Annotated in this window: 17 protein-coding genes; 16 read left to right on the top strand and 1 reads right to left on the bottom strand. The window is 64.7% G+C overall.

Annotation, left to right across the window (positions count from 1 at the left end; translation table 11 throughout):
• The first annotated feature begins 176 nt into the window (after positions 1-176).
• The 15 genes from glnE to ACNFH5_RS25435 all read left to right on the top strand — a co-directional run bounded on the left by glnE (position 177) and on the right by ACNFH5_RS25435 (position 18,488).
• Positions 177-3,122 (top strand): bifunctional [glutamate--ammonia ligase]-adenylyl-L-tyrosine phosphorylase/[glutamate--ammonia-ligase] adenylyltransferase, encoded by a 2,946-nt coding sequence (glnE, locus tag ACNFH5_RS25505; RefSeq protein ID WP_416750872.1) that lies wholly within the window; start codon positions 177-179, stop codon positions 3,120-3,122.
• A 302-nt stretch (positions 3,123-3,424) separates the two neighbouring features.
• Positions 3,425-4,462 carry a lipopolysaccharide heptosyltransferase II gene (gene waaF / locus ACNFH5_RS25500; protein ID WP_416750870.1) on the top strand — a complete coding sequence of 346 codons (1,038 nt, stop codon included), beginning with the start codon at positions 3,425-3,427 and terminating at the stop codon, positions 4,460-4,462.
• Between the two features lie 266 nt (positions 4,463-4,728).
• Positions 4,729-5,802 carry a lipopolysaccharide heptosyltransferase I gene (gene waaC / locus ACNFH5_RS25495; protein ID WP_416750868.1) on the top strand — a complete coding sequence of 358 codons (1,074 nt, stop codon included), beginning with the start codon at positions 4,729-4,731 and terminating at the stop codon, positions 5,800-5,802.
• Positions 5,799-6,920, top strand: coding sequence for a glycosyltransferase family 4 protein (locus ACNFH5_RS25490; protein WP_416750865.1), 1,122 nt, complete (start codon positions 5,799-5,801; stop codon positions 6,918-6,920). Before waaC ends, ACNFH5_RS25490 begins: the two co-directional genes overlap by 4 nt.
• Positions 6,921-7,025: 105 nt before the next feature.
• A complete protein-coding gene (rfaP, locus tag ACNFH5_RS25485) occupies positions 7,026-7,832 on the top strand; it encodes a lipopolysaccharide core heptose(I) kinase RfaP (protein ID WP_416750863.1) in 807 nt (268 codons plus the stop codon).
• On the top strand, positions 7,832-8,566 hold the full coding sequence (locus ACNFH5_RS25480) for a lipopolysaccharide kinase InaA family protein (protein ID WP_416750861.1): 735 nt from the start codon (positions 7,832-7,834) through the stop codon (positions 8,564-8,566). Before rfaP ends, ACNFH5_RS25480 begins: the two co-directional genes overlap by 1 nt.
• The gene (locus ACNFH5_RS25475; RefSeq protein WP_416750859.1) at positions 8,563-9,318 is read left to right on the top strand and encodes a lipopolysaccharide kinase InaA family protein; all 756 of its coding nucleotides are present in this window, start codon (positions 8,563-8,565) and stop codon (positions 9,316-9,318) included. The genes ACNFH5_RS25480 and ACNFH5_RS25475 overlap by 4 nt, the downstream gene beginning before the upstream one ends.
• On the top strand, positions 9,315-10,802 hold the full coding sequence (locus tag ACNFH5_RS25470; protein ID WP_416750857.1) for a lipopolysaccharide kinase InaA family protein: 1,488 nt from the start codon (positions 9,315-9,317) through the stop codon (positions 10,800-10,802). Before ACNFH5_RS25475 ends, ACNFH5_RS25470 begins: the two co-directional genes overlap by 4 nt.
• A 5-nt stretch (positions 10,803-10,807) precedes the next feature.
• Positions 10,808-12,565 (top strand): carbamoyltransferase, encoded by a 1,758-nt coding sequence (locus tag ACNFH5_RS25465; protein ID WP_416750855.1) that lies wholly within the window; start codon positions 10,808-10,810, stop codon positions 12,563-12,565.
• Positions 12,549-13,682, top strand: coding sequence for a glycosyltransferase (locus ACNFH5_RS25460; protein WP_416750853.1), 1,134 nt, complete (start codon positions 12,549-12,551; stop codon positions 13,680-13,682). Before ACNFH5_RS25465 ends, ACNFH5_RS25460 begins: the two co-directional genes overlap by 17 nt.
• 86 nt (positions 13,683-13,768) lie before the next feature.
• Positions 13,769-14,665, top strand: a complete 897-nt coding sequence (locus ACNFH5_RS25455; RefSeq protein ID WP_416750851.1) for a lipopolysaccharide core biosynthesis protein — start codon at positions 13,769-13,771, stop codon at positions 14,663-14,665.
• Positions 14,665-15,219: a serine acetyltransferase gene (locus ACNFH5_RS25450; protein ID WP_416750849.1), complete on the top strand. Its 555-nt coding sequence runs from the start codon at positions 14,665-14,667 to the stop codon at positions 15,217-15,219. Before ACNFH5_RS25455 ends, ACNFH5_RS25450 begins: the two co-directional genes overlap by 1 nt.
• Positions 15,220-15,397: 178 nt before the next feature.
• On the top strand, positions 15,398-16,354 hold the full coding sequence (locus ACNFH5_RS25445; RefSeq protein ID WP_416750847.1) for a glycosyltransferase family protein: 957 nt from the start codon (positions 15,398-15,400) through the stop codon (positions 16,352-16,354).
• Between the two features lie 35 nt (positions 16,355-16,389).
• A complete protein-coding gene (locus ACNFH5_RS25440) occupies positions 16,390-17,256 on the top strand; it encodes a glycosyltransferase family 2 protein (protein ID WP_416750844.1) in 867 nt (288 codons plus the stop codon).
• 11 nt (positions 17,257-17,267) lie between these two features.
• Complete coding sequence (locus ACNFH5_RS25435) at positions 17,268-18,488, top strand: O-antigen ligase family protein (RefSeq protein ID WP_416750842.1); 1,221 nt, start codon at positions 17,268-17,270, stop codon at positions 18,486-18,488.
• Here the strand turns inward: ACNFH5_RS25435 and ACNFH5_RS25430 are convergent.
• On the bottom strand, positions 18,472-19,122 hold the full coding sequence (locus ACNFH5_RS25430) for a lipopolysaccharide kinase InaA family protein (RefSeq protein ID WP_416750841.1): 651 nt from the start codon (positions 19,120-19,122) through the stop codon (positions 18,472-18,474). The two genes, ACNFH5_RS25435 and ACNFH5_RS25430, sit on opposite strands and share 17 nt — an antisense overlap.
• Positions 19,123-19,222: 100 nt before the next feature.
• Here ACNFH5_RS25430 and msbA point away from each other — a divergent pair, with 100 nt between their 5' ends.
• A complete protein-coding gene (msbA, locus tag ACNFH5_RS25425; RefSeq protein ID WP_416750839.1) occupies positions 19,223-21,055 on the top strand; it encodes a lipid A export permease/ATP-binding protein MsbA in 1,833 nt (610 codons plus the stop codon).
• Position 21,056: the final 1 nt, after the last annotated feature.

Here is a 21,056-nt window from a genome sequence, read left to right as displayed (position 1 = left end):
CCTCGTGGGCGACGCGGCGAATTCTTGGAAGTGCTCCGGGGGTACGCCCGGCGGGTTGTAGTTTTACTACAAATCGCCAGCGGATACATCCCTCCACCAGAAAAAGTTAGTAGTAAAACTACAGGGGCGCGAAAAGACAGGAATGCCGGCGCCTCGCCGACCACTCAGGATAGACCATGAGCCTGCCGTCCCTGGCCGCTTTGCCGGCTACTCTCAAGCCCCTCGCCGAGCGGGCTGAGCAGAATTTCCGCACCGCCATCGCCGCGTTTTCTCCCGAGCAGATCGCCAGTTTCGAGAGCTGGTCCGACGAGCGGCATGCCGATTTCGCCCGCGTCACCGCTGGTAGCGATTTCGTCGCCGAGCAGGTCCAGCGTGATCCTGCCTTTCTATTGGAGCTCGCCGCGACCGGTGAGCTGGAGCGGGGAATGCAGCCCGGCGAGATGGGCGCGCAGCTGGAAGCGCTGCTGGCCGATTGCGCCGACGAGGATGAACTGGGCCGCCGCCTGCGCCGTTTCCGCCGACGCCAGCAGATGCGCATCATCTGGCGCGACCTGACCCGCCGCAGCGACCTGGCCGGCACCTGCTGCGACCTGTCGGACCTCGCCGATGCCTGCATCGACCAGTCCCTGGCCTGGCTATACCAGCGCCACTGCCAGCAGTTCGGCGTGCCCATCGGCAACCGATCGGGCCTGCCGCAGAAGATGATCGTGCTGGGCATGGGCAAGCTGGGCGCGGGCGAGCTGAACCTGTCTTCGGACATCGACCTGATCTTCGGCTACCCCGAAGGCGGCGAGACTCAGGGCGCCAAGCGCGCACTGGATAACCAGGAGTTCTTCACCCGCCTGGGGCAGAAGCTGATCAAGTCGCTGGACGCGATCACCGTCGAAGGCTTCGCCTTCCGCGTCGACATGCGCCTGCGCCCCTATGGCTCCAGCGGCCCGCTGGTGCACAGCTTCGCCGCGCTGGAACAGTACTACCAGGATCAGGGGCGCGACTGGGAACGCTACGCGATGATCAAGGCTCGCGTGGTTGGTGGTGACCAGGAAGCCGGCCAGCGGCTGCTGGAGCTGCTGCGTCCGTTCGTCTACCGCCGCTACCTGGACTTCTCCGCCATCGAGGCGCTGCGCACCATGAAGCAGCTGATCCAGCAGGAAGTCCGGCGCAAGGGCATGAGCGAGAACATCAAGCTGGGCGCCGGCGGCATCCGCGAGGTGGAGTTCATCGCCCAGGCCTTCCAGCTGATCCACGGCGGTCGCGACCTCAGCCTGCAGCAACGGCCATTGCTGCGCGTGCTGGCCATCCTCGAAGGGCAGGGCTACCTGCCGCCGCAGGTGGTCGCCGAGCTGCGCGAGGGCTACGAATTCCTGCGCTATGCCGAGCATGCGCTGCAAGCCATCGCCGACCGGCAGACGCAGATGCTCCCGGAGGACGAGTTCGAGCGTATCCGCGTGGCCTTCATCATGGGCTTCGCCAACTGGTCGGCCTTCCATCAGGCCACTAATCAATGGCGGGAACGCATCGACTGGCATTTTCGTCAGGTCATCGCCGATCCGGACGAGGACGAAGACGGCCAGGTCGACACCACCATCGGCGGCGAGTGGATTCCGCTGTGGGAAGAGGCGGTGGACGAGGAGTCCGCCTGCCGGCAGTTCGCCGATGCCGGGTTCGCCGAGCCTGCGCAGGCCTGGAAGCGCCTGACCGACCTGCGCCATGGTACGCAGGTGCGGGCCATGCAGCGCCTGGGGCGCGAGCGGCTGGATGCCTTCATGCCGCGGCTGCTGAACATGATTGCCGAGCGCGGCCCAGCGGACGTGCTGCTGGAGCGCACGCTGCCGCTGATCGAGGCAGTGGCGCGGCGCTCGGCCTATCTCGTGCTGCTCACCGAGAACCCCGGCGCGCTGGAACGCCTGCTGACACTCTGCGCGGCGAGCCCGATGGTGGCCGAGCAGATTGCCCGCTTCCCCATCCTGCTCGATGAACTGTTGAATGAAGGACGGCTGTTCCGTCCGCCGCAGGCTGCCGAGCTGGGCGCGGAGCTGCGCGAACGGCTGATGCGCATCCCCGAGGACGATCTCGAGCAGCAGATGGAAACCCTGCGCCACTTCAAACTGGCCCACGCCCTGCGCGTGGTCGCCTCGGAGATCGCCGGGACGCTGCCTTTAATGAAGGTCAGCGACTACCTGACCTGGCTGGCCGAGGCGATCCTCGAGCAGGTGCTGAGCCTGACCTGGGACCAACTGGTGCAGCGTCACGGGCGACCGACCCGCGTGGATGGCACGCCCTGCGATCCGGACTTCATCATCATCGGCTACGGCAAGTCCGGCGGCCTGGAACTGGGCCACGGCTCGGACCTGGACCTGGTGTTCATCCATGACGGCGACCCGCAGTGCGAGACCGACGGCGAGAAGTCCATCGATGGCGCGCAGTTCTACACGCGACTGGGGCAGAAGATCATCCACTTCCTCACCGCGCAGACGCCGTCCGGCATGCTCTACGAGGTGGACATGCGCCTGCGTCCGAGTGGCGCTTCCGGCCTGCTGGTCAGTTCGTTGCGCGCTTTCGAAGCCTATCAACTGGGCGAGGCCTGGACCTGGGAGCACCAGGCGCTGGTGCGCGCCCGCGTGCTTGCGGGCTGCCAGCGGGTGGCCAAGGCTTTCGAGGCGATCCGCGCGAAAGTCATCGGCCAGCAGCGTGACCTGGCCGAGCTGCGCAAGGAAGTCAGCGAGATGCGCGCGAAGATGCGCGACAACCTCGGCACCCCGAGCACAGCTGCCGGCACTGCGCCGAATGCCTTCGAGGCCGCGGCCCCGTTCGATCTCAAGCAGGATGCCGGTGGTATCGTCGATATCGAATTTATGGTGCAATACGCGGCCCTGGCCTGGTCGTGGCAGCATCCGGAGCTGGTGGAGTTCACCGACAACATCCGCATTCTGGAAGCGCTGGAGCGGGTCGGGTTGATGTCCGGCGAGGATGTCCTGAAGTTGCAGGACGCCTACAAGGCCTACCGGGCGGCGGCTCACCGATTGTCCCTGCAGAAGCAGCCGGGCGTGGTGGGCGGCGACCACTTCCATGCCGAGCGACGCATGGTGATGCAGATGTGGAAGGCCTTCGAGCTGACCTGATTCGCTGCGATTTCCCTTCCCTGGCCTTTTTGAACAGTGGAGCCAGCATCCGGCGGATGATGTTCGCCGGAGCGCCCCGCGCTGTCGGTTGAGTTGCGCGGGTCTATAGATGTCAGGAGCGAGGCGCATGATGCCATTGCGCCAGGTCACAGGGAGTGACGAAATCCGCCCGGCCGGCTGATCGGCTGGGCTAGACTGCCGGCATTCGATGCTCGGCACCCGATCGTGAGGGCACGCGCCACACGGTTGGATGAATGGAGTACGGGGAGGCGAGAGCCTCCCCGGTCGTTTCTGGAAAAGGCATGAGAATTCTGATCGTAGGCCCCTCCTGGGTGGGCGACATGGTGATGGCGCAGACACTCTTCCAGTGTCTGAAGCAGCAGCATCCGGACTGCGTGATCGACGTGCTGGCGCCCGACTGGAGCCGGCCGATCCTCGAGCGCATGCCCGAGGTGCGCCAGGCCCTGAGCTTCCCGCTCGGCCACGGCGTGCTGGACATCGCCTCGCGCCGCCGTATCGGCAAGACTCTCAAGGGCCAGTACGACCAGGCTATCCTTCTGCCCAACTCGCTGAAGTCGGCGCTGGTGCCGTACTTCGCCGGTATTCCCAAGCGCACCGGCTGGAAGGGCGAGATGCGCTACGGCCTGCTCAACGATATCCGCACGCTGGATAAAGAGCGTTACCCGCTGATGATCGAGCGCTTCATGGCGCTGGCATTCGAGCCGGGTGCCGAGCTGCCGCAGCCTTATCCACAGCCACGCCTGGCCATCGACCCGCAGAGCCGCGAGGCCGCGCTGGCCAAGTTCGGCCTGAGCCTGGACCGCCCCGTGCTCGCCCTGTGCCCCGGCGCCGAGTTCGGCGAGGCCAAGCGCTGGCCGGCCGAGCACTACGCCAAGGTTGCCGAGGTGAAAATTCGCGCCGGCTGGCAGGTGTGGATCTTCGGCTCGAAGAATGACCATCCCGGTGGCGAAGACATCCGCATGCGCCTGATTCCGGGCCTGCGCGAGGAGTCGGTGAACCTTGCCGGCGAGACCGCGCTGTCCGAGGCCATCGACCTGATGTCCTGCGCCGGCGCCGTGGTGACCAACGATTCCGGCCTGATGCATGTGGCCGCCGCGCTGAACCGCCCGTTGGTGGCCGTCTACGGTTCTACCTCGCCGCAGTTCACTCCTCCTTTGGCCGATCAGGTGGAGATCGTCCGCCTCGGCCTGGAATGCAGCCCCTGCTTCGATCGTGTGTGCCGTTTCGGCCACTACAACTGCCTGCGCGAGCTGAAGCCGCGCCCGGTGATCGAAGCGCTGGACCGACTGGTCGCTGACCCGGTGGACGTGGAAGGGTAGGGGCGATGGCATTTCGTTGTGGCCGCGACGTCGGCCAGTTTGGCGCAGCACAAGGCGCGAGGAGAGAGGTTTGGTAGTTCCAAATAAACGACGAGTAACGCAGGGCTGCGCCAAACTGGCCACGTCCCTTCGGGTTGCGTGCCAGATTGCGCCAGGCAGCGTTGCGGAATTTGACAAGGGGAGCGCCCTTGCCTGCATTCCGCGCCTTGCCTGGCGCAATCTGGCCCAGCAACGCGGCTCGCAACGAAATGCCATCCGCCCCTAGTATGAGGGTCCTGCTGATCAAGACTTCGTCCCTGGGCGATGTCATCCATACCCTGCCGGCGTTGACCGACGCTGCCCGTGCTATTCCCGGCATCCAGTTCGACTGGGTGGTGGAGGAGGGCTTCGCCGAGATTCCCGCCTGGCATCCAGCGGTGGCCCAGGTGATCCCGGTGGCGATCCGCCGCTGGCGCAAGAATCTCTGGCAGACGATCAAGAGCGGCGAGTGGAGTCGCTTCAAGCGCCGCCTGAAGGAAGTCGACTACGACCTGGTGATCGACGCCCAGGGCCTGCTCAAGAGCGCCTGGCTGACCCGTTACGTACGCCGCCGCACGCCAGTCGCCGGGCTGGACAAGGAGTCGGCGCGCGAGCCGGCCGCCAGCCGCTTCTATAACCGTACCTACCCGGTTGCCTGGGGGCAGCACGCCGTCGAGCGCGTGCGCCAGCTGTTCGCCCAGGCGCTGGACTATCCGCTGCCCGCCGGCACCGGCGACTACGGCCTTGACCGCAATCGCCTGCTGGACTCGGTGGAGAGCGAGCCCTACCTGGTGTTCCTCCACGGCACCACCTGGGTGACCAAGCACTGGCCCGAGGTCTACTGGCGCGAGCTGGCCCAGCGCATGGGCGAGCGCGGCTGGCAGGTTCGCCTGCCGTGGGGCAACGACGCCGAGCGGCAACGCGCCGAACGGCTCGCCGAAGGCTTGGAAAACGCCTCGGTGCTCCCCAAATTAAGCCTCGCAGGCATGGCCAAGGTACTGGCCGGCGCTTCCGCCTGCGTGGCGGTCGACACCGGGCTCGGACACCTGGCCGCCGCCCTGGACGTGCCGACGCTATCGCTGTTCGGCCCGACCAACCCCGGTCTGACCGGCGCCTACGGGCGCTCGCAGGTGCACCTGGCCAGTGATTGGCCCTCGTGCGCGCCCTGCCTGCAGAAGACCTGCACCTACCAGCCGACGGCCGAAGACAAGCGCCAGTTCGACCTGCGGCATGAACAGCCTCTGTGCTTCACGCGCCTGAATCCCCAGCGTGTGGCAACTCAGCTGGAGGCACTGCTGCTGGCCCCGGAGACGCTTCGATGACCCTGGCTTTCGTCCTCTACAAGTACTTCCCGTTCGGCGGGTTGCAGCGCGACTTCATGCGCATTGCCCTGGAATGCCAGCAGCGCGGCCACGCCATCCGCGTCTACACGCCCATCTGGGAGGGCGAGGTGCCGCCTGGTTTCGACGTGCGCGTGGCGCCGGTGAAGTCGCTGTTCAACCACCGCCGCAACGAGAAATTCAGCGCCTGGCTGGCGGCGGACCTCGCGCGTTCGCCGGTGGACCGGGTGATCGGTTTCAACAAGATGCCCGGCCTGGACGTCTATTACGCCGCCGACGGTTGCTTCGAGGACAAGGCGCAGACCCTGCGCAATTCCTTCTACCGTCGCTGGGGCCGCTACAAGCACTTCGCCGATTACGAGCGGGCGGTGTTCGCGCCGGAGTCCAAGACCGAGATCCTGATGATCTCCGAAGTCCAGCAGCCGCTGTTCATCAAGCATTACCGCACCCCCGAGGCACGCTTCCACCTGCTGCCGCCGGGCATCGCCCAGGACCGCCGCGCGCCGGCCAACGCCGCCGAGATCCGCGCCGAATTCCGCCGCGAGTTCAAGCTGGCCGACGATGACCTGCTGCTGGTGCAGATCGGCTCCGGCTTCAAGACCAAGGGCCTGGACCGCAGCCTCAAGGCGCTGGCCGCGCTGCCGCGCTCGCTGCGCAAGCGCACCCGGCTGATCGCCATTGGCCAGGACGATCCCAAGCCGTTCCTGCTGCAGGTGAAGGCGCTGGGGCTGTCGGACAACGTGCAGATCCTCAAGGGGCGCAGCGATATTCCGCGTTTCCTGTTGGGTGCCGACCTGCTGATTCATCCGGCCTACAACGAAAACACCGGCACCGTGCTGCTGGAAGCGCTGGTCGCGGGCCTGCCGGTGCTGGTCACCGACGTCTGCGGCTACGCCCACTACATCGACGAGGCAAACGCCGGGCGCGTGGTGCCGTCGCCCTTCGAGCAGGAGCGCCTGAACGCCATGCTCAAGGACATGCTGGAAGACGACGTGGCGCGTGCCGACTGGTCGCGCAATGGCCTGGCCTTCGCCGACAGCGCCGATCTCTACAGCATGCCGCAACACGCCGCCGACCTGATCCTGCGGGAGCGCGCATGAACGCTTTTGCTCTCGTAGGAGCGAGCTTGCTCGCGAAGAATTTTTCGGCATGCCGCAGCGTCACGCGGGTTCGCGAGCAAGCTCGCTCCTACAAAGGCGCTGACCATGAAGCTTGAGCTGCACGAACCGTTCAAGCGCCTGTGGGCCGGCAAGGACCCGTTCGCCGAAGTCGAACGCCTGCAAGGCAAGGTCTACCGCGAGCTGGAAGGCCGCCGCACGCTGCGTACCGAAGTCGAGGGGCGCGGTTATTTCGTGAAGATCCACCGCGGCATCGGCTGGGGCGAGATCGTCAAGAACCTGTTCAGTGCCAAGCTTCCGGTGCTGGGTGCGGGCCAGGAACAGCGCGCCATCGAGCGCCTGCACCAGGCCGGCGTGGCGACCATGACCGCGGTGGCCTATGGCGAGCGTGGCGGCAATCCGGCTGCGCAGCACTCCTTCATCATCACCGAAGAGCTGGCGCCGACCACCGACCTGGAAGTCCTTTCGCTGGACTGGCTGCAGACGCCGCCCGAGCCGCGCCTGAAGCGCGCGTTGATCGCCGAAGTGGCGAAGATGGTCGGCACCATGCACCGCGCCGGGGTCAATCACCGCGACTGCTACATCTGCCACTTCCTGCTGCACACCGACCGCCCGATCAGCGCTGATGACCTGCGCCTGTCGGTGATCGACCTGCACCGCGCCCAGACCCGCGCGGCTACCCCGCGCCGCTGGCGCGACAAGGACCTGGCGGCGCTGTATTTCTCCGCGCTGGACATCGGCCTTACGCGCCGTGACAAATTGCGCTTCCTGCGCGGTTACTTCCTGCGCCCGCTGCGTGACATTCTCCGGGAGGAGGCCGCGCTGCTGGCCTGGATGGAGCGCAAGGCAGCCAAGCTCTACGACCGCAAACAACGATACGGAGACCTGCTCTGATGGCCGGCTGGGTACTCGAAGCCGACTACCAGCATCTCGCCGCCGAATTCGGCAGCCTCGATGCCGTGTTTGCCCTCGAAGGCGAACGCATCACCAAAGACGCCATGTCCGACGTCGTGCGCATCGAGCGCGATGGCGCGCGTTATTACGTCAAGCGCTACCGCAAACCGGGCAAGGGTTTCCGCCGCTATCTGCCGCGCCCGCGGGTGAAGGCCGAGTGGCAGAACCTCAAGCAGTTCGCCAAGTGGGGCATTCCCACGGCGCAGGTGGTGGCTTACGGCCTGGAACGCGTCAACGGCGGCTTCTCCCGCGGTGCGATCATCACCCGCGAGCTGGTCGGCACCGAGGACCTGCATGCCCTGGCCAAGCAGGACGATCCGCGCCTGAAGGATCGTGCCTGGGTCGAGCACGTCATGCGCCAGTTGGCCGGCTACACCCGGACCATGCATGACCACCACTTCACCCACAACGACCTGAAGTGGCGCAACATACTGGTGGACGGCGAGGGCACGGTGTACTTCATCGACTGCCCGATCGGTGATTTCTGGGTCAGCTTCATGCTGCGCTACCGCATCACCAAGGATCTGGCCACCCTCGACAAGGTCGCCAAGTACCACCTCTCCTACACGCAGCGTCTGCAGTTCTACCTGATGTATCGGCGCCGCGAGCGATTGAACGCGTCGGACAAGAAACGTCTCCGACAGATCGTCCATTTCTTTGAGGGACGCGAGTGAAGGATTTCATTGCCGAGGGCGACCAGGCCCTGCTGGAAAACAATGCCCTGGCCGATTTCGACGCCCTCTGGGCACTGCAGCTGGAAGCCGTGGACGAGCCCAATACCGAGCGCGGCGGCTGGAGCAGCGTGTACCGCCTGGAGCTGGACGGCACCGCCTACTACCTCAAGCGCCAGAGCAACCACCTGACCCGCAGCCTGAAACGCCCGCTCGGCGAGCCGACCTTCAGCCGCGAGTTCCGCAATATCCAGCGCTACCACCAGCTCGGCATTCCGTCGATGCAGGCAGCGTTCTTCGGTGCGCGGCAGGTCGGCGGCGAGCGCCGGGCGATCCTGATGACCCGCGCCCTGGACGGCTGGCGCGACCTCGACAGCCTGCTGCAGGGCTGGTCGAGCCTGCCTGCCGAGCGTCGCCAGGCCATCCTGCGCGCCTGCGGCATGCTCGCCCGTCGTCTGCACGAGGCTGGGCAGATGCATGGCTGCTTCTACCCCAAGCACATCTTTCTGCGCGAAACCGACGACGCCTTCGAGGCAACCCTGATCGACCTGGAGAAGACCCGCCCGCTGTGGTTTGGCCAGCGCGACCGCGTGCGCGACCTCGAGCCGCTGCTGCGCCGCGCGCCGGACTGGAACGAGACCGACGTGCGCAACCTGCTGGCGGCCTACCTGGGCACCTCATCCACCGGTCCCGAGGTAGACGACTGGTATCGCCGCCTCGGCGCACGCCGCAAGAAGAAGGAAAACCGCGCATGAGGCTGTCGGCCCTGCGCGATGCCGGTCGCGCTCCCGCGCTGCCCCTGCGCATCGAGCTGGAAGACGGCGCCGGCCCGGCCGAGCTGCGCCTCGACCGACTGCTGCGCGTACTGCCCGGCCAGCGCTACGTCGGTGCGGCCAATTGGCGCGGCCGATCGGTGCTGGCCAAGCTGCTGGTCGGCGGCAAGGCTGCGCGGCACTTCCAGCGTGAGCGCGAAGGCGTGCGCCTGCTCGCCGAGCAGGGCCTGACCACGCCGCAACTGCTGGCCGATGGGCTGAAGGACGGCGAGGGCGGCTGGCTGCTCTTCGAGTTCCTCGATAACGCCGAAAGCCTCTGGGACGCCTGGCGCGCCGTGGAAGGCGAACCGTTGTTGTCCGATGGGCAGACCACGGTCATCGCCGAAGCGCTGACCGCCATTGCCCAGTTGCACCTCAAGGGCCTGTGGCAGGAAGACCTGCACCTGGACAACCTGCTGCGCCACGCCGACCAGCTTTACCTGATCGACGGTGCCGGCATCCGTGCGGAAACCCCCGGGCAGCCGCTGTCGCGCAAGCACGTGCTGGAAAACCTCGGCGTGTTCTTCGCCCAACTACCGGCCAGCCTCGATCCTTATCTCGAGGAATTGCTGATCCATTACCTGCTGGCCAATGGCGAGCATGCGCTGCCGCTGGAGGCCCTGCAGAAGGAAATCGCCAAGGTTCGACGCTGGCGCGTCGGCGATCTGATGAAGAAAATCGCCCGTGACTGCAGCCTGTTCAGCGTGTTCAAGGGGCCGTTCGGCCTGCGCGCGGTGCGCCGCGAGGAAGAAGAGGGCCTGCAACCGCTGCTGGACGATCCGGATTCCTACATAGATCGCGGACACCTCTACAAGACCGGCGGCGCCGCGACTGTCGCCCGCGTGGAGCTGAATGGCCGGCCGCTGGTGGTCAAGCGCTACAACATCAAGAACCTGCTGCACTGGTTCAAGCGCTTCTGGCGCCCCAGCCGCGCCTGGGCTTCCTGGCGTGAGGGCAATCGCCTGGACTTCCTCGGCATCGCCACACCCAAGCCGCTGGCGGTGATCGAGCGGCGCTGGCTGTGGCTGCGCGGCCCGGCCTTCCTGATTACCGATTACCTGGCCGGTCAGGATATAATCGCCCGTTTCAAACCCTACCTGGACCAACCGGAGGGGGGCGGCCTGCCGCCGGAATCGGATCTTGTGGCCCTGGACAGACTGTTCGCGGCGTTGGTGCGCGAGCGCATCAGCCACGGCGACCTGAAGGGGCACAACCTGTTCTGGCAGGAGCAGGGCGAAGGCGGGCAATGGTCGCTGATCGACCTCGATGCCATGCAGCGCCACTCGCGAGAAGCGAGCTTCGCCCGCGCCTATGCCCGCGACCGTGCGCGCTTCCTGCGCAACTGGCCAGAGGGCAGCGCACTGCACAAGCTGCTCGACGAACGTTTACCGCGGGTGCCTGGCACCCGCCCAGATGAAAGAGGCTAGACCCTGTGGCATTGACCATCCTCGGCCTGTCCGGCGCCGTAAGCCATGACCCTTCCGCCGCCCTGTACATCGACGGCAAGCTGGTCGCGGCCGTCGAAGAAGAGCGCTTCGTCCGCGACAAGCACGCGAAGAACCGCATGCCCTACGAGTCGGCCAAGTTCTGCCTGGAGCAGGCCGGGATCAAGCCGTCGGACGTTGACGTGGTGGCTATTCCCTTCGCCCCCATCAGCATCTTCGACAAGGCCCGCTGGCACTATGCCAAGCGTTACGCCTACGCGCCGGACCGCGCGCTGGACGCCATCCTGCTCGGCAACCGCCGCTACCACCGCTACTACAAGCGTATCCAGTGGTGCCTGCAGCAGCTGGGCTTCGACCTGAAGAAGGTCAAGATCCAGCCGGTCGAGCATCACCTGGCCCACGCCTCCAGCGCCTATCACTGCTCGGGCTTCAAGGAGAAGACCGCGATCCTCGGGATCGACGGCAAGGGCGAGTACGCCACCACCTTCTTCGGCTACGGCGAGAACGGCAAGATCCACAAGATCAAGGAGTTCTACGACCCGGACTCCCTGGGCGGCCTGTACGGCGCACTGACCGAATACCTCGGCTTCGACATGCTCGACGGCGAGTTCAAGGTCATGGGCATGGCGCCCTACGGTGATGCCAGCAAGTACGATTTCTCCCGTCTCGCCAAGTTCGAGAACGGCGAGCTGGTCATCAACACCGACTACGCCAACGTCATCGGCTTCCGTCGCTACAAGGAAAAGGGCAAGGGCTACTACTTCTCGCCCAAGCTGATCGAGTGGCTCGGCCCGAAACGTGAAGGCGATATCGCCGACGATCCTTACATCCACTATGCCGCCAGCATCCAGGCACTGTTCGAGAAGCTGGCGCTGGAGATGATGGATTACTACCTGGGCGACATCATCCGCGAGACCGGCAAGATCGCCTTCGCCGGCGGCTGCGCGCTGAACGTCAAGCTCAACCAGAAGATCATCGCCCGCCCCGAGGTCAAGGAGCTGTACGTACAGCCCGCGGCCAGCGACGCCGGCACCGCCGTTGGCGCCGCCGCGTACGTGTCCTGGGAGCGCGGTGTGCCGGTCGAGAAGATGGAGCACGTCTACCTCGGCCCGGAATACAGCAACGAAGACGTCATCGCCGCCTGCGCCCGCCACGAGGCCAAGCCGCAATGGCGCAAGATCGACAACGTGCCCGAGCACATCGCCAAGGTGCTGGTCGAAGGCAACCCGGTGGCCTGGTTCCAGGGCCGCCTGGAGTTCGGCCCGCGTGCCCTCGGTGGCCGTTCGATCATCGGCTGCCCGAGCATTGCCGGCGTGGCTGATCGCATCAACGCGCAGATCAAGTTCCGCGAGCGCTGGAGGCCCTTCTGCCCGTCGATGCTCGATACCGTCGGCCCGCAGATGTTCAAGATCGACCACCCGGCGCCATTCATGACCTTCACCTTCGAAGTCAACGAAGAGTGGAAGACCCGCGTGCCGGAAGTCGTCCATGAAGACGGCACTTCCCGCGCCCAGGTCTTGAAGCGCGAGTTCAACCCGCGCTACTACGACATGATGAAGGAACTGGAGAAGCTCACCGGCAACGGCGTGGCGCTCAATACCTCGCTGAACCGCCGTGGTGAGCCGATGGTCTGCTCGCCCACCGACGCGCTGAACATGTTCTACGGCTCGGACCTGCAATACCTGATCATGCAGGACATCCTGGTGGTCAAGGACGGCGTGGAGTCCCATGACTCGGTCGGCTGAACCGCGCGTTCTGCAGTTCTGCCATGGCTATGACGGGCCGTTCCTCGACTGCGCCCGTCAGTACGCCAGCCTGTTTGCCGGCACCGGTTACCGGGTTACGACGGTGTTCCTCACCGGCGCGCCCGATCCGGAAGTCGTGGTCGGTTGCGCCAGCGACGAGGTGCTCTTCCTCGACTACAGCTCGCGGGACATCCGCGGGCTTAAGCTCAAGGCGATCCGCGACCTGCGCGAGATCGCCCGTTCCCGCGACTTCCGCTTCTGCATCGCGCACCGCTTCAAGCCGACCTGGATCGCCATGCTCGGCACCAAGCTGCCGATCATCGGCGTGCACCACGGTTTCGGTGATTTCCAGCGCCTGGGACGCAAGCTGTTCGCGCGCTTCTTCGCCGAGCGCTTGAGTCTGCTGGGTGTATCCAATGCGGTGCGTGACGAAATACGCGCCTGCCTGCCGGCCTGGCCGCACGAACGCATCGAGACCCTGTACAACCGGGTCGACGTCGAGGCGCTGCAGGCTCAACAGGTCGAACGCTATCCCGCTCGCCAGCACCTGGGACTGGCAGACAATGCCTGGGTGGTCGGCAACGTCGGCCGCCTGCATCCGGACAAGGACCAGGCCACCCTGCTGCGTGGCTTCGCCCGCGCACTGCCGCGCCTGCCGCACAACAGCCTGCTGGCAATCCTGGGCAAGGGCCGTCTGGAAGAAGACCTCAAGGACCTCGCGCGGGAGCTGGGCATCGCCGATCGCGTGCTGTTCCTCGGCCAGGTCCCGGACGCCAAACGCTACTTCAAGGCCTTCGACGTGTTCGCCCTGACCTCCGACCACGAGCCGTTCGGCATGGTCCTGCTGGAGGCCATGGTCGCCGGTGTGCCGCTGATCTCTACCGCTGGCGGCGGTGCCGGAGAAATCGTCGAAGGGCTGGGGATTCTCTTCCCGCTTGGCGACGATGCGGCGCTGGCCGAAGGCCTGCGGCACCTGTCGGTGCTGGACCGTGAGCAGCGGGTGATGTGCGTGGAGCAGATGGAGCAGCGCCTGCAGACGTGCTTCTCCGATGGCGCGGTGCGCCGGGAATTCTGGAGTCTGCCGCTGGTGAAGGCGCTGCTCGCCTCTTCCCGCTGACGGGCCTGCAGATATCCTTTTCTCTCTACCAGCCCGGACGCTGGTTTTGCCCTTTTGGCGATTCATTGACGAGCGCGCGATTGCAAATGTTGGAACTCAAGCTGGAAGAAGGCCGGCGCTGGCTGAGCGATGGAAATGTACAGGTTCCCATCGTCCCCTTCGGAGAGTGCCGCGGGCGTTATCAGGGCAGCGTCTTTGTGCTGGCCTCCGGTCCCTCTGCGGGAGAGTTTCCGCTGGCCCGTTATGCGGATTGGCCGATCATCGCGATGAATGGCTCCATCGTTCGCTGTGTCGACGAGCAGATCACGCCCTTCTTCTATATCTGCGATGATCCCGGCTTCGTGCGTGATAGGCCCGATCTCGCCCGCTTGGGCGCCCGCAGCGCCACGCACCTGGCGATGAGCCTGAACTGCTTCCAGGAACTGCATCGCCATGATCCGACCGTGTTGGCGCAGCGAGCGAACGTCCTGCTGCTGGAGCGGGTCAATCGTCGCCATGGCATGGCCGTGCTCTCGGACCGTTCCTATGCCTGGTCGATCCGCAAGGACCCGGACCTGATCTGCGGTTTTTCCTTATTGCGCAAGAAGACCAATCGCATCGGTTTCAGCTGCGACATGAGCAAGGGCTACTTCGGCGCGCGCACCATCCCCTTTGCTGCGACGCAACTGGCCTGTCACCTTGGGTTCAGCCAGGTATTCATCATCGGCATGGACCTGAACAAGAGTATCGGGCGTTTCTACGAAACCGGGGCAGCGGCGCTGCCCAGCAGCCTCGATGAAGATTTCGAGGACTACATCCTGCCCAGCTTCCGGATCGTTGCCGAGCAGGTGTCGTCCCGCTACCCGTTGCGGCTGTTCAATCTGTCGCCGGACAGCCGGTTACCGGCCAGTGTTGTGCCGAAAGTCCAACCCACCCAGCTGGATGCATTACTCGAGGCAGAAATGACTGTGACGGGTGGCAAATGCCTGCGAGGGAGGTCGTGATGGATCTGCAGCAACTGATTGAATGCTGGAAGTGCGAAGTTTCGAACAAGAAGAAGCCCGGTAGTCGTATTGGCCTGTTCAGCAACATCGTGAAACGCGCCTACAAGAGCAACGTGCTGCGCTACCTGCTGCAGTTTCGTCTGGCCCAGTTCCTTTACGCCAAAGGCGGAATGCGCCGACGTTACGCGCTGCGCCTGCAGCGCAAGTTGAACCGGCGCTATGCGGTGGACATCAGCGTTGCCGCGCAGATCGGCCCCGGTTTCCGGATCGCTCACCTGCCGGGAGTGGTCATCACCGGCTACGCGCAGATCGGCAGGAATTTCTTCATTCGGCAGAACTCCACGGTGGGCATCAAGACGTTGGGGCTATCGCGTTACTCGCTGGTGATCGGTGACGATGTGAGCCTCGGTGCGCACAGTTGCATCATCGCCGATGAACTCGAGATTGGCAGTGGTGTCACCATTGGGGCGATGTCCTTCGTCAACAAGGACCTCCCGGCGGGTTGCACCTATTACAACGTTCGTCAGAGCCAGATTCTCCACGCCCCATCCTGAGACGCCATCGCCTTGACCGGGCTGTTCAGCGTCCCCTAATCTTCGCGGCGCATTGTCTTTCGCCGGCCCGCTTGTGGGTGGTGAGGGGGCCGGGTGCAGGGATGCCGCGCGATAGCCGAGTCCGGGCCGGGATGCACGCTAAATTCGAATGCCGCCCTCTGGGATGTAAAGGTGAGTCTTGAGAGTTCTGTTCCTGGTTCAGAAAGAGCAACGTGCCATTCTCGATCGCCTGTATGACGGTGTCGCGGAGCATTGCGGCTGCGATCTGCGCTGGCTGAGCAGCGATGAGCAGGCCAATCTGCGCCGTTACTTCCGCGAGCACGTGGATGTCTCGAAGTACGACCGCATCCTGTTCTTCCTGCGCTTCAAGAAGGAAATACGCCAGGCGTCGTTCATTCGCAGCGTGCCGAACCTGGTCATTCTCGAACACGATGCCTACCAGAACTACATTCCCTGCAAGTACACCGGGAAGTTCAGCGCGCACTATCGCCGCCTGCCCTGGGTCAGGGTGATCAGCTCTGGCTTCATGGTCAGCGAGCGTCTGCGCCAGGAAGGCTTCGATGCGGTCTTCGTGCCCAAGGGCTATGACCAGAATCTGCTGCATGATCTGGGGCGGGAGCGGGATATCGAGCTCGCCTTCGTCGGCAGCACCGGCAGCGTTGCCTACAGCGGCCGCAAGGCGTTGCTGGACGAACTGGGGCAGGTGGAGAATCTGCTGGTGACCAAGACCAATTCGGGTGAGGACTACCTGAACACGCTCAATCGCATCCGCTTTTTCGTCAGCGCAGATGTCGGCATGGGCGAGTACATGATCAAGAATTTCGAGGCCATGGCCTGTGGCTGCGTACTGCTGGCGTATGACCAGGGTGAAGCGGAGAACCGCGCGCTGGGGCTGCAGGATATGCACAACGTGGTGCTCTACCGTGATGTGGCGCAGCTGCGCAGCAAGCTGCAGCTGCTCAGGGAAGACCCGCAACGTGCCGCGCGTATCGCCGAGGCCGGGCGCGCACTGGCTGTGGCAGGCTTCGGGTTCAGCCAGATCGGTGCGCGGATCGTTGCGGCGATGGCTGCCCCGCTGCGCGAACGGCCCCGGCCCGGTATGCTGGAGCGCTTGCGCCTGGCCCTGGGAATCTGACCCGTGGCCATTTCCTGTCGGTTATTGAGGTGTCTGTGGAATACCCGCTGATTTCCGTGCTGGTGCCTTGCTATAACCGCGAACGCTATATCGAAGAGACGCTGCTGAGCATTCTTCGGCAGGACTACCCGAACTTCGAGCTGATCGTGGTGGATGACGGGTCCCGGGACAACAGTGTCGAGAAGGTCGAGGCACTGCAGCAACAATATGGCTTCCAGTTCTACCGTCAGGCCAACCAGGGCGTCAGTGCTGCGCTCAACACGGCCCTGAGCCACGCCCGGGGCGAGCTGGTGGCGACGCCGGACTCCGACGACATCATGATGCCGGGGCGACTGAGTCTGCAGGCGAGCTACCTGTGCGAGCACCCCGAGGTCGGTTGCCTGGGCGGGCGCGCGGTGTATATCGACGCCAATGGCCAGCACCTGAAGGGGGGGCCGGGGAACGGCGTGCGCCATTACAGTTTCGACGAGTTGCTGGGGCAGGCCATCGCCATTGGTGCGACCGTGGCCATGTACCGGCGCGAGGCCATGGACCGGGTTGGCGGATATGATCCGCAGATCCGCATCCAGGACTTCCAGATGACCCTGAAGATCGCCCACCTGGGCTACCGGGTAGAAGTGCTCCCGGAGGTGGTCAGCGGTTACCGTCGTCATGAGGGCAACCTGTCGAGGACGGCGTACAAGAGGCAGCTCGATTACGACTGCATGGCGGTCGCGTCTTATCGTGATCACCCAGCCTACGCCGCCGGCCTGACCTGTATTTTCAACAAGGCGCTCAAGCAGTCGGTTGTCTGTGACAAGCGCTACGCCTGGTCTCTGCTGTTGCAACTGCCGCCGTGGCGCTGGAATCGCGTTACCCTGCGGCGGATTCGCCATTTGCTGTTCAAATTCGGGCGGGAATAAGAAGTTTGTCGATGAAGGATGTGATTGCCCAGGCCTGGAATGCCTGGTGCCCACGCTTGACTCCCATGGGCGCCAGCCAGCGCAGGGGCAGCCGGATAGCCGAGGCCATGCTGGGCGTCGGCGTGCTGTGGAGCATCGCTGGCGTGATGCTGACGCCAAGCATGAAGTTCTACTTCCAGATGGTCGCGCTGTTCGTCTATTTGCCGTCGCTGTGGTTGTGCATCTCCCGCCGGCAGGAGCTTGGACACCTGCTGCGGGCCCATCGGGAAATGTGGATTCTCCTGGCGCTGTTCGGCTGGGCGGTGCTGTCGCTGCTTTGGTCGACCTCTGGAAAGCCGCTGGGCCAGTTCAAGACGACCTCGCTGTTCATGCTGTTCACCTTCGGCTGGGTGCTTTGGGCTCGCGCAGACGAGCGCCGGTTGCGCTTGACCATGCTTTCCATGGGGCTGGTGGTCGGGCTCTATAGCCTGGCGGCCCTGTCGTTCGCACCGCAATACGGTGGAGGGCGTCTCAACGGGTTTGGCGGCTTCCTCGACAATCCCAATGCAGCGGCCTACTCGATCGCTTTTGTCACGGTGATGTGCGTGCCGTTATTGCCTCGGCGCGGCTGGCGACAACTGCCCTGGGTGGTCCTGCTCGCGCTCTCGCTGGTCTACGTTGCACTGTGCGGCAGTCGTGGAGCCCTGCTGGCGCTGATGGTCACGGCGATTTTCAGTCTCGGGCTGGTGCCCGGCCGGATTGCCAAGCTCCTGCCCCTGCTTCTGCTGGTGGGTGGAGTGACGTTGGTTATCGTTGAGCCGGGGCTGATGGAGCGTGGCGATGCCGAGCGCTTCGAGCTGCTGCGCCATGCCTGGCCACAGATTCGCGAACATTTCTGGATCGGTGTTGGCCTGGGGGCTGACTATACGGTGAGCAGTGGGAATGCCGTTTACGAAAACGGCGCCCACAACTTCCCGGTGCACACTGCCATCCAGTACGGCGTGCCGGCGCTGGCGGCTTTCCTGTTGCTGTGGGGCATGATCGGCTACCAGGCCTGGCGTTGCCGCTCGCGGGCGCTGGGGCTGTCGGTGATGCTGCTGTGGGTGTTCTCCAGCGTCGCCATGCAGTTCGACGTGTTCAGCCTGTGGGAGCGCACGCGCGCCATGTGGCTGATGCCCTGGGTCGTGATCCTGCTGGGGCTGAGTCTGGAACGCTGGCCGCAGGTGCGGCCGGCGGTCATGGAGTCGAGCTGAGGAACTGCTTGAGCTCGGGCAGCGGCCAACGCACCTGGCTGCGCGCGAGATAGGCCTGCGACAGGCTGTCGAGGTTGCCGGCCAGTAGCCACTGGCGATCGCCGGTGTAGCGCAGCATGTGGGCGAAGTTGCGCTTGCGCTGCTGGCGCGAGAGCGCCCGGCGCTGCTTCTTCATGTCGGCGAGGTCGATCAGGCCCAGCGTGCCTTCCGGGGTCTTCACCACGTTGCCCAAGTGCAGCGAGCGGAAGTACACGCCCTGATCGTGCAGGTCCGCGATCAGCGTGCCCAACTGCGCAGCGAGCTGCTGGTCGGCCTCGCCAGCGGCGATCACCTGGCGCAACGTGTCCCCCGGCAGCGGCTGGTAGTGCACCGCGTCACGGGCGATTTCCGCGATGCGATAGACCTCGATGATCAGCGGGCAGGGCACCGCCAGGCGCTGCAGCGTTGCGGTGTTGTCGGCGAAGCGCTGCGCATAGGGATAGAGCGCCGCCGAGGAGATCAGCCGTTTGCGCCGGAACAGTTTCAGGAAGTTGCCGTCCGCCAGACGCAGGACCTTGTCGCCATGCTTGTCGGCTTCCAGCACCTGGGCGCCGGCGCGCAGCGCTTCGTAGGCGGAGAGAGCGAGGTCTTGCATAGCGGGTCCCTGAATCGATAGCCGGCTATAGTAGCCCAGCCGCCGGGCAAACGAGAGCGCTGTGTTATAATCGCCGACCTTTTAAGCGTGCGATTCCTACATGTCCGGTAAAGAACCCCAGGCAACTTCCAGCCTGAAGATCTACTTCCGACTGCTGTCCTATGTGCGCCCGTACATCGGGATGTTTCTGCTCAGCATCGTCGGCTTTCTGATCTTCGCCGCGACCCAGCCGATGCTGGCGGGCATCCTCAAGTATTTCGTCGACGGCCTGGCCCATCCGGATGCCAAGCTGTTCCCCAATTCCTCCGTGGACTGGCTCCGCGACCTGTCGCTGCTCTACGCCGTGCCGTTGCTGGTAGTGCTGATCGCCGTCTGGCAAGGCGTCGGCTCCTTCCTCGGCAACTACTTCATCGCCAAGGTTTCCCTGGGGCTGGTGCAGGACCTGCGCATCGCGCTGTTCAACAATCTGCTGACCCTGCCCAACCGCTATTTCGACAGCAACAACTCCGGCCACCTGATCTCGCGGATTACCTTCAACGTGACCATGGTCACCGGCGCGGCCACCGACGCCATCAAGGTGGTGATCCGCGAAGGCATGACCGTGGTCTTCCTGTTCCTCTCGCTGCTGTGGATGAACTGGAAGCTGACCCTGGTGATGCTGGCGATCCTGCCGATCATCGCGGTGATGGTGACGACCGCCAGCCGCAAGTTCCGCAAGCAGAGCAAGAAGATCCAGGTGGCCATGGGCGACGTGACCCATGTGTCCTCCGAGACCATCCAGGGCTACCGCGTGGTTCGCAGCTTCGGCGGCGAGCCCTACGAGCGTGAACGCTTCCGCCATGTGACCAGCGAGAACACCAGCAAGAACCTGCGCATGAACAAGACCTCGGCGATCTACACGCCGATGCTGCAGCTGGTGATCTACAGCGCCATGGCCGTGCTGCTGTACCTCGTACTGCTGCTGCGTGGCGATGCCACCGTCGGCGACCTGGTGGCCTATATCTCCATGGCCGGCCTGCTGCCCAAGCCGATCCGCCAGCTGTCCGAAGTCAGCTCGACCATCCAGAAGGGCGTGGCCGGCGCGGAGAGCATCTTCGAGCAGCTCGACGAGCAGCCCGAGGTGGACAACGGCACCATCGAGCGTGACCGTGTGCAGGGCCGCCTCGAAGTGAAGAACCTCAGCTTCACCTACCCGGGCACCGAGAAGAAGGTCCTCAACGACCTGAACTTCAGCGTCGAGCCCGGCCAGATGGTGGCGCTGGTCGGCCGCTCCGGCAGCGGCAAGTCGACCCTGGCCAACCTGATCCCGCGCTTCTACGACCACAGCGATGGGCAGATCCTGCTCGATGGCACGGACGTCGAAGACTACACGCTGAGCAACCTGCGCCGGCACATCGCGCTGGTGACCCAGCAGGTCAACCTGTTCAACGACAGCGTGCTCAACAACATCGCCTATGGTGACCTTGCCAGCCGGCCGCGCGAAGCGGTGGAAAAGGCTGCCGATGACGCCTTCGCCCGCGAGTTCATCGACCGCCTGCCCGAAGGTTTCGAGACCGAGGTCGGCGAGAACGGCGTGATGCTTTCCGGCGGCCAGCGCCAGCGCCTGGCGATTGCCCGCGCGCTGCTCAAGGACGCCCCGGTGCTGATCCTCGACGAGGCCACCTCGGCGCTGGACACCGAGTCCGAGCGGCACATCCAGGCCGCCCTGGAAAAGGTCATGGAAGGTCGCACCACCCTGGTCATCGCCCACCGCCTGAGCACCATCGAAGCGGCGGACCTGATCCTGGTGATGGACCAGGGCCATATCGTCGAGCGCGGTACCCACGACCAACTGATCGCCCAGAACGGTTACTACGCCCGCCTGCATGCCCGCCAGTTCGCCGACGATCCCGTCGACGGGACTGAAGAAGCACCGGTCGGGCAGCCGGTATGAC

The organism is Pseudomonas sp. NY15435, assembly GCF_048068295.1.
GTDB lineage: Bacteria > Pseudomonadota > Gammaproteobacteria > Pseudomonadales > Pseudomonadaceae > Pseudomonas.
The sequence above is the reverse complement of the archived record's forward strand: the minus strand, read 5'-3'. Positions and strand labels throughout refer to the sequence as shown.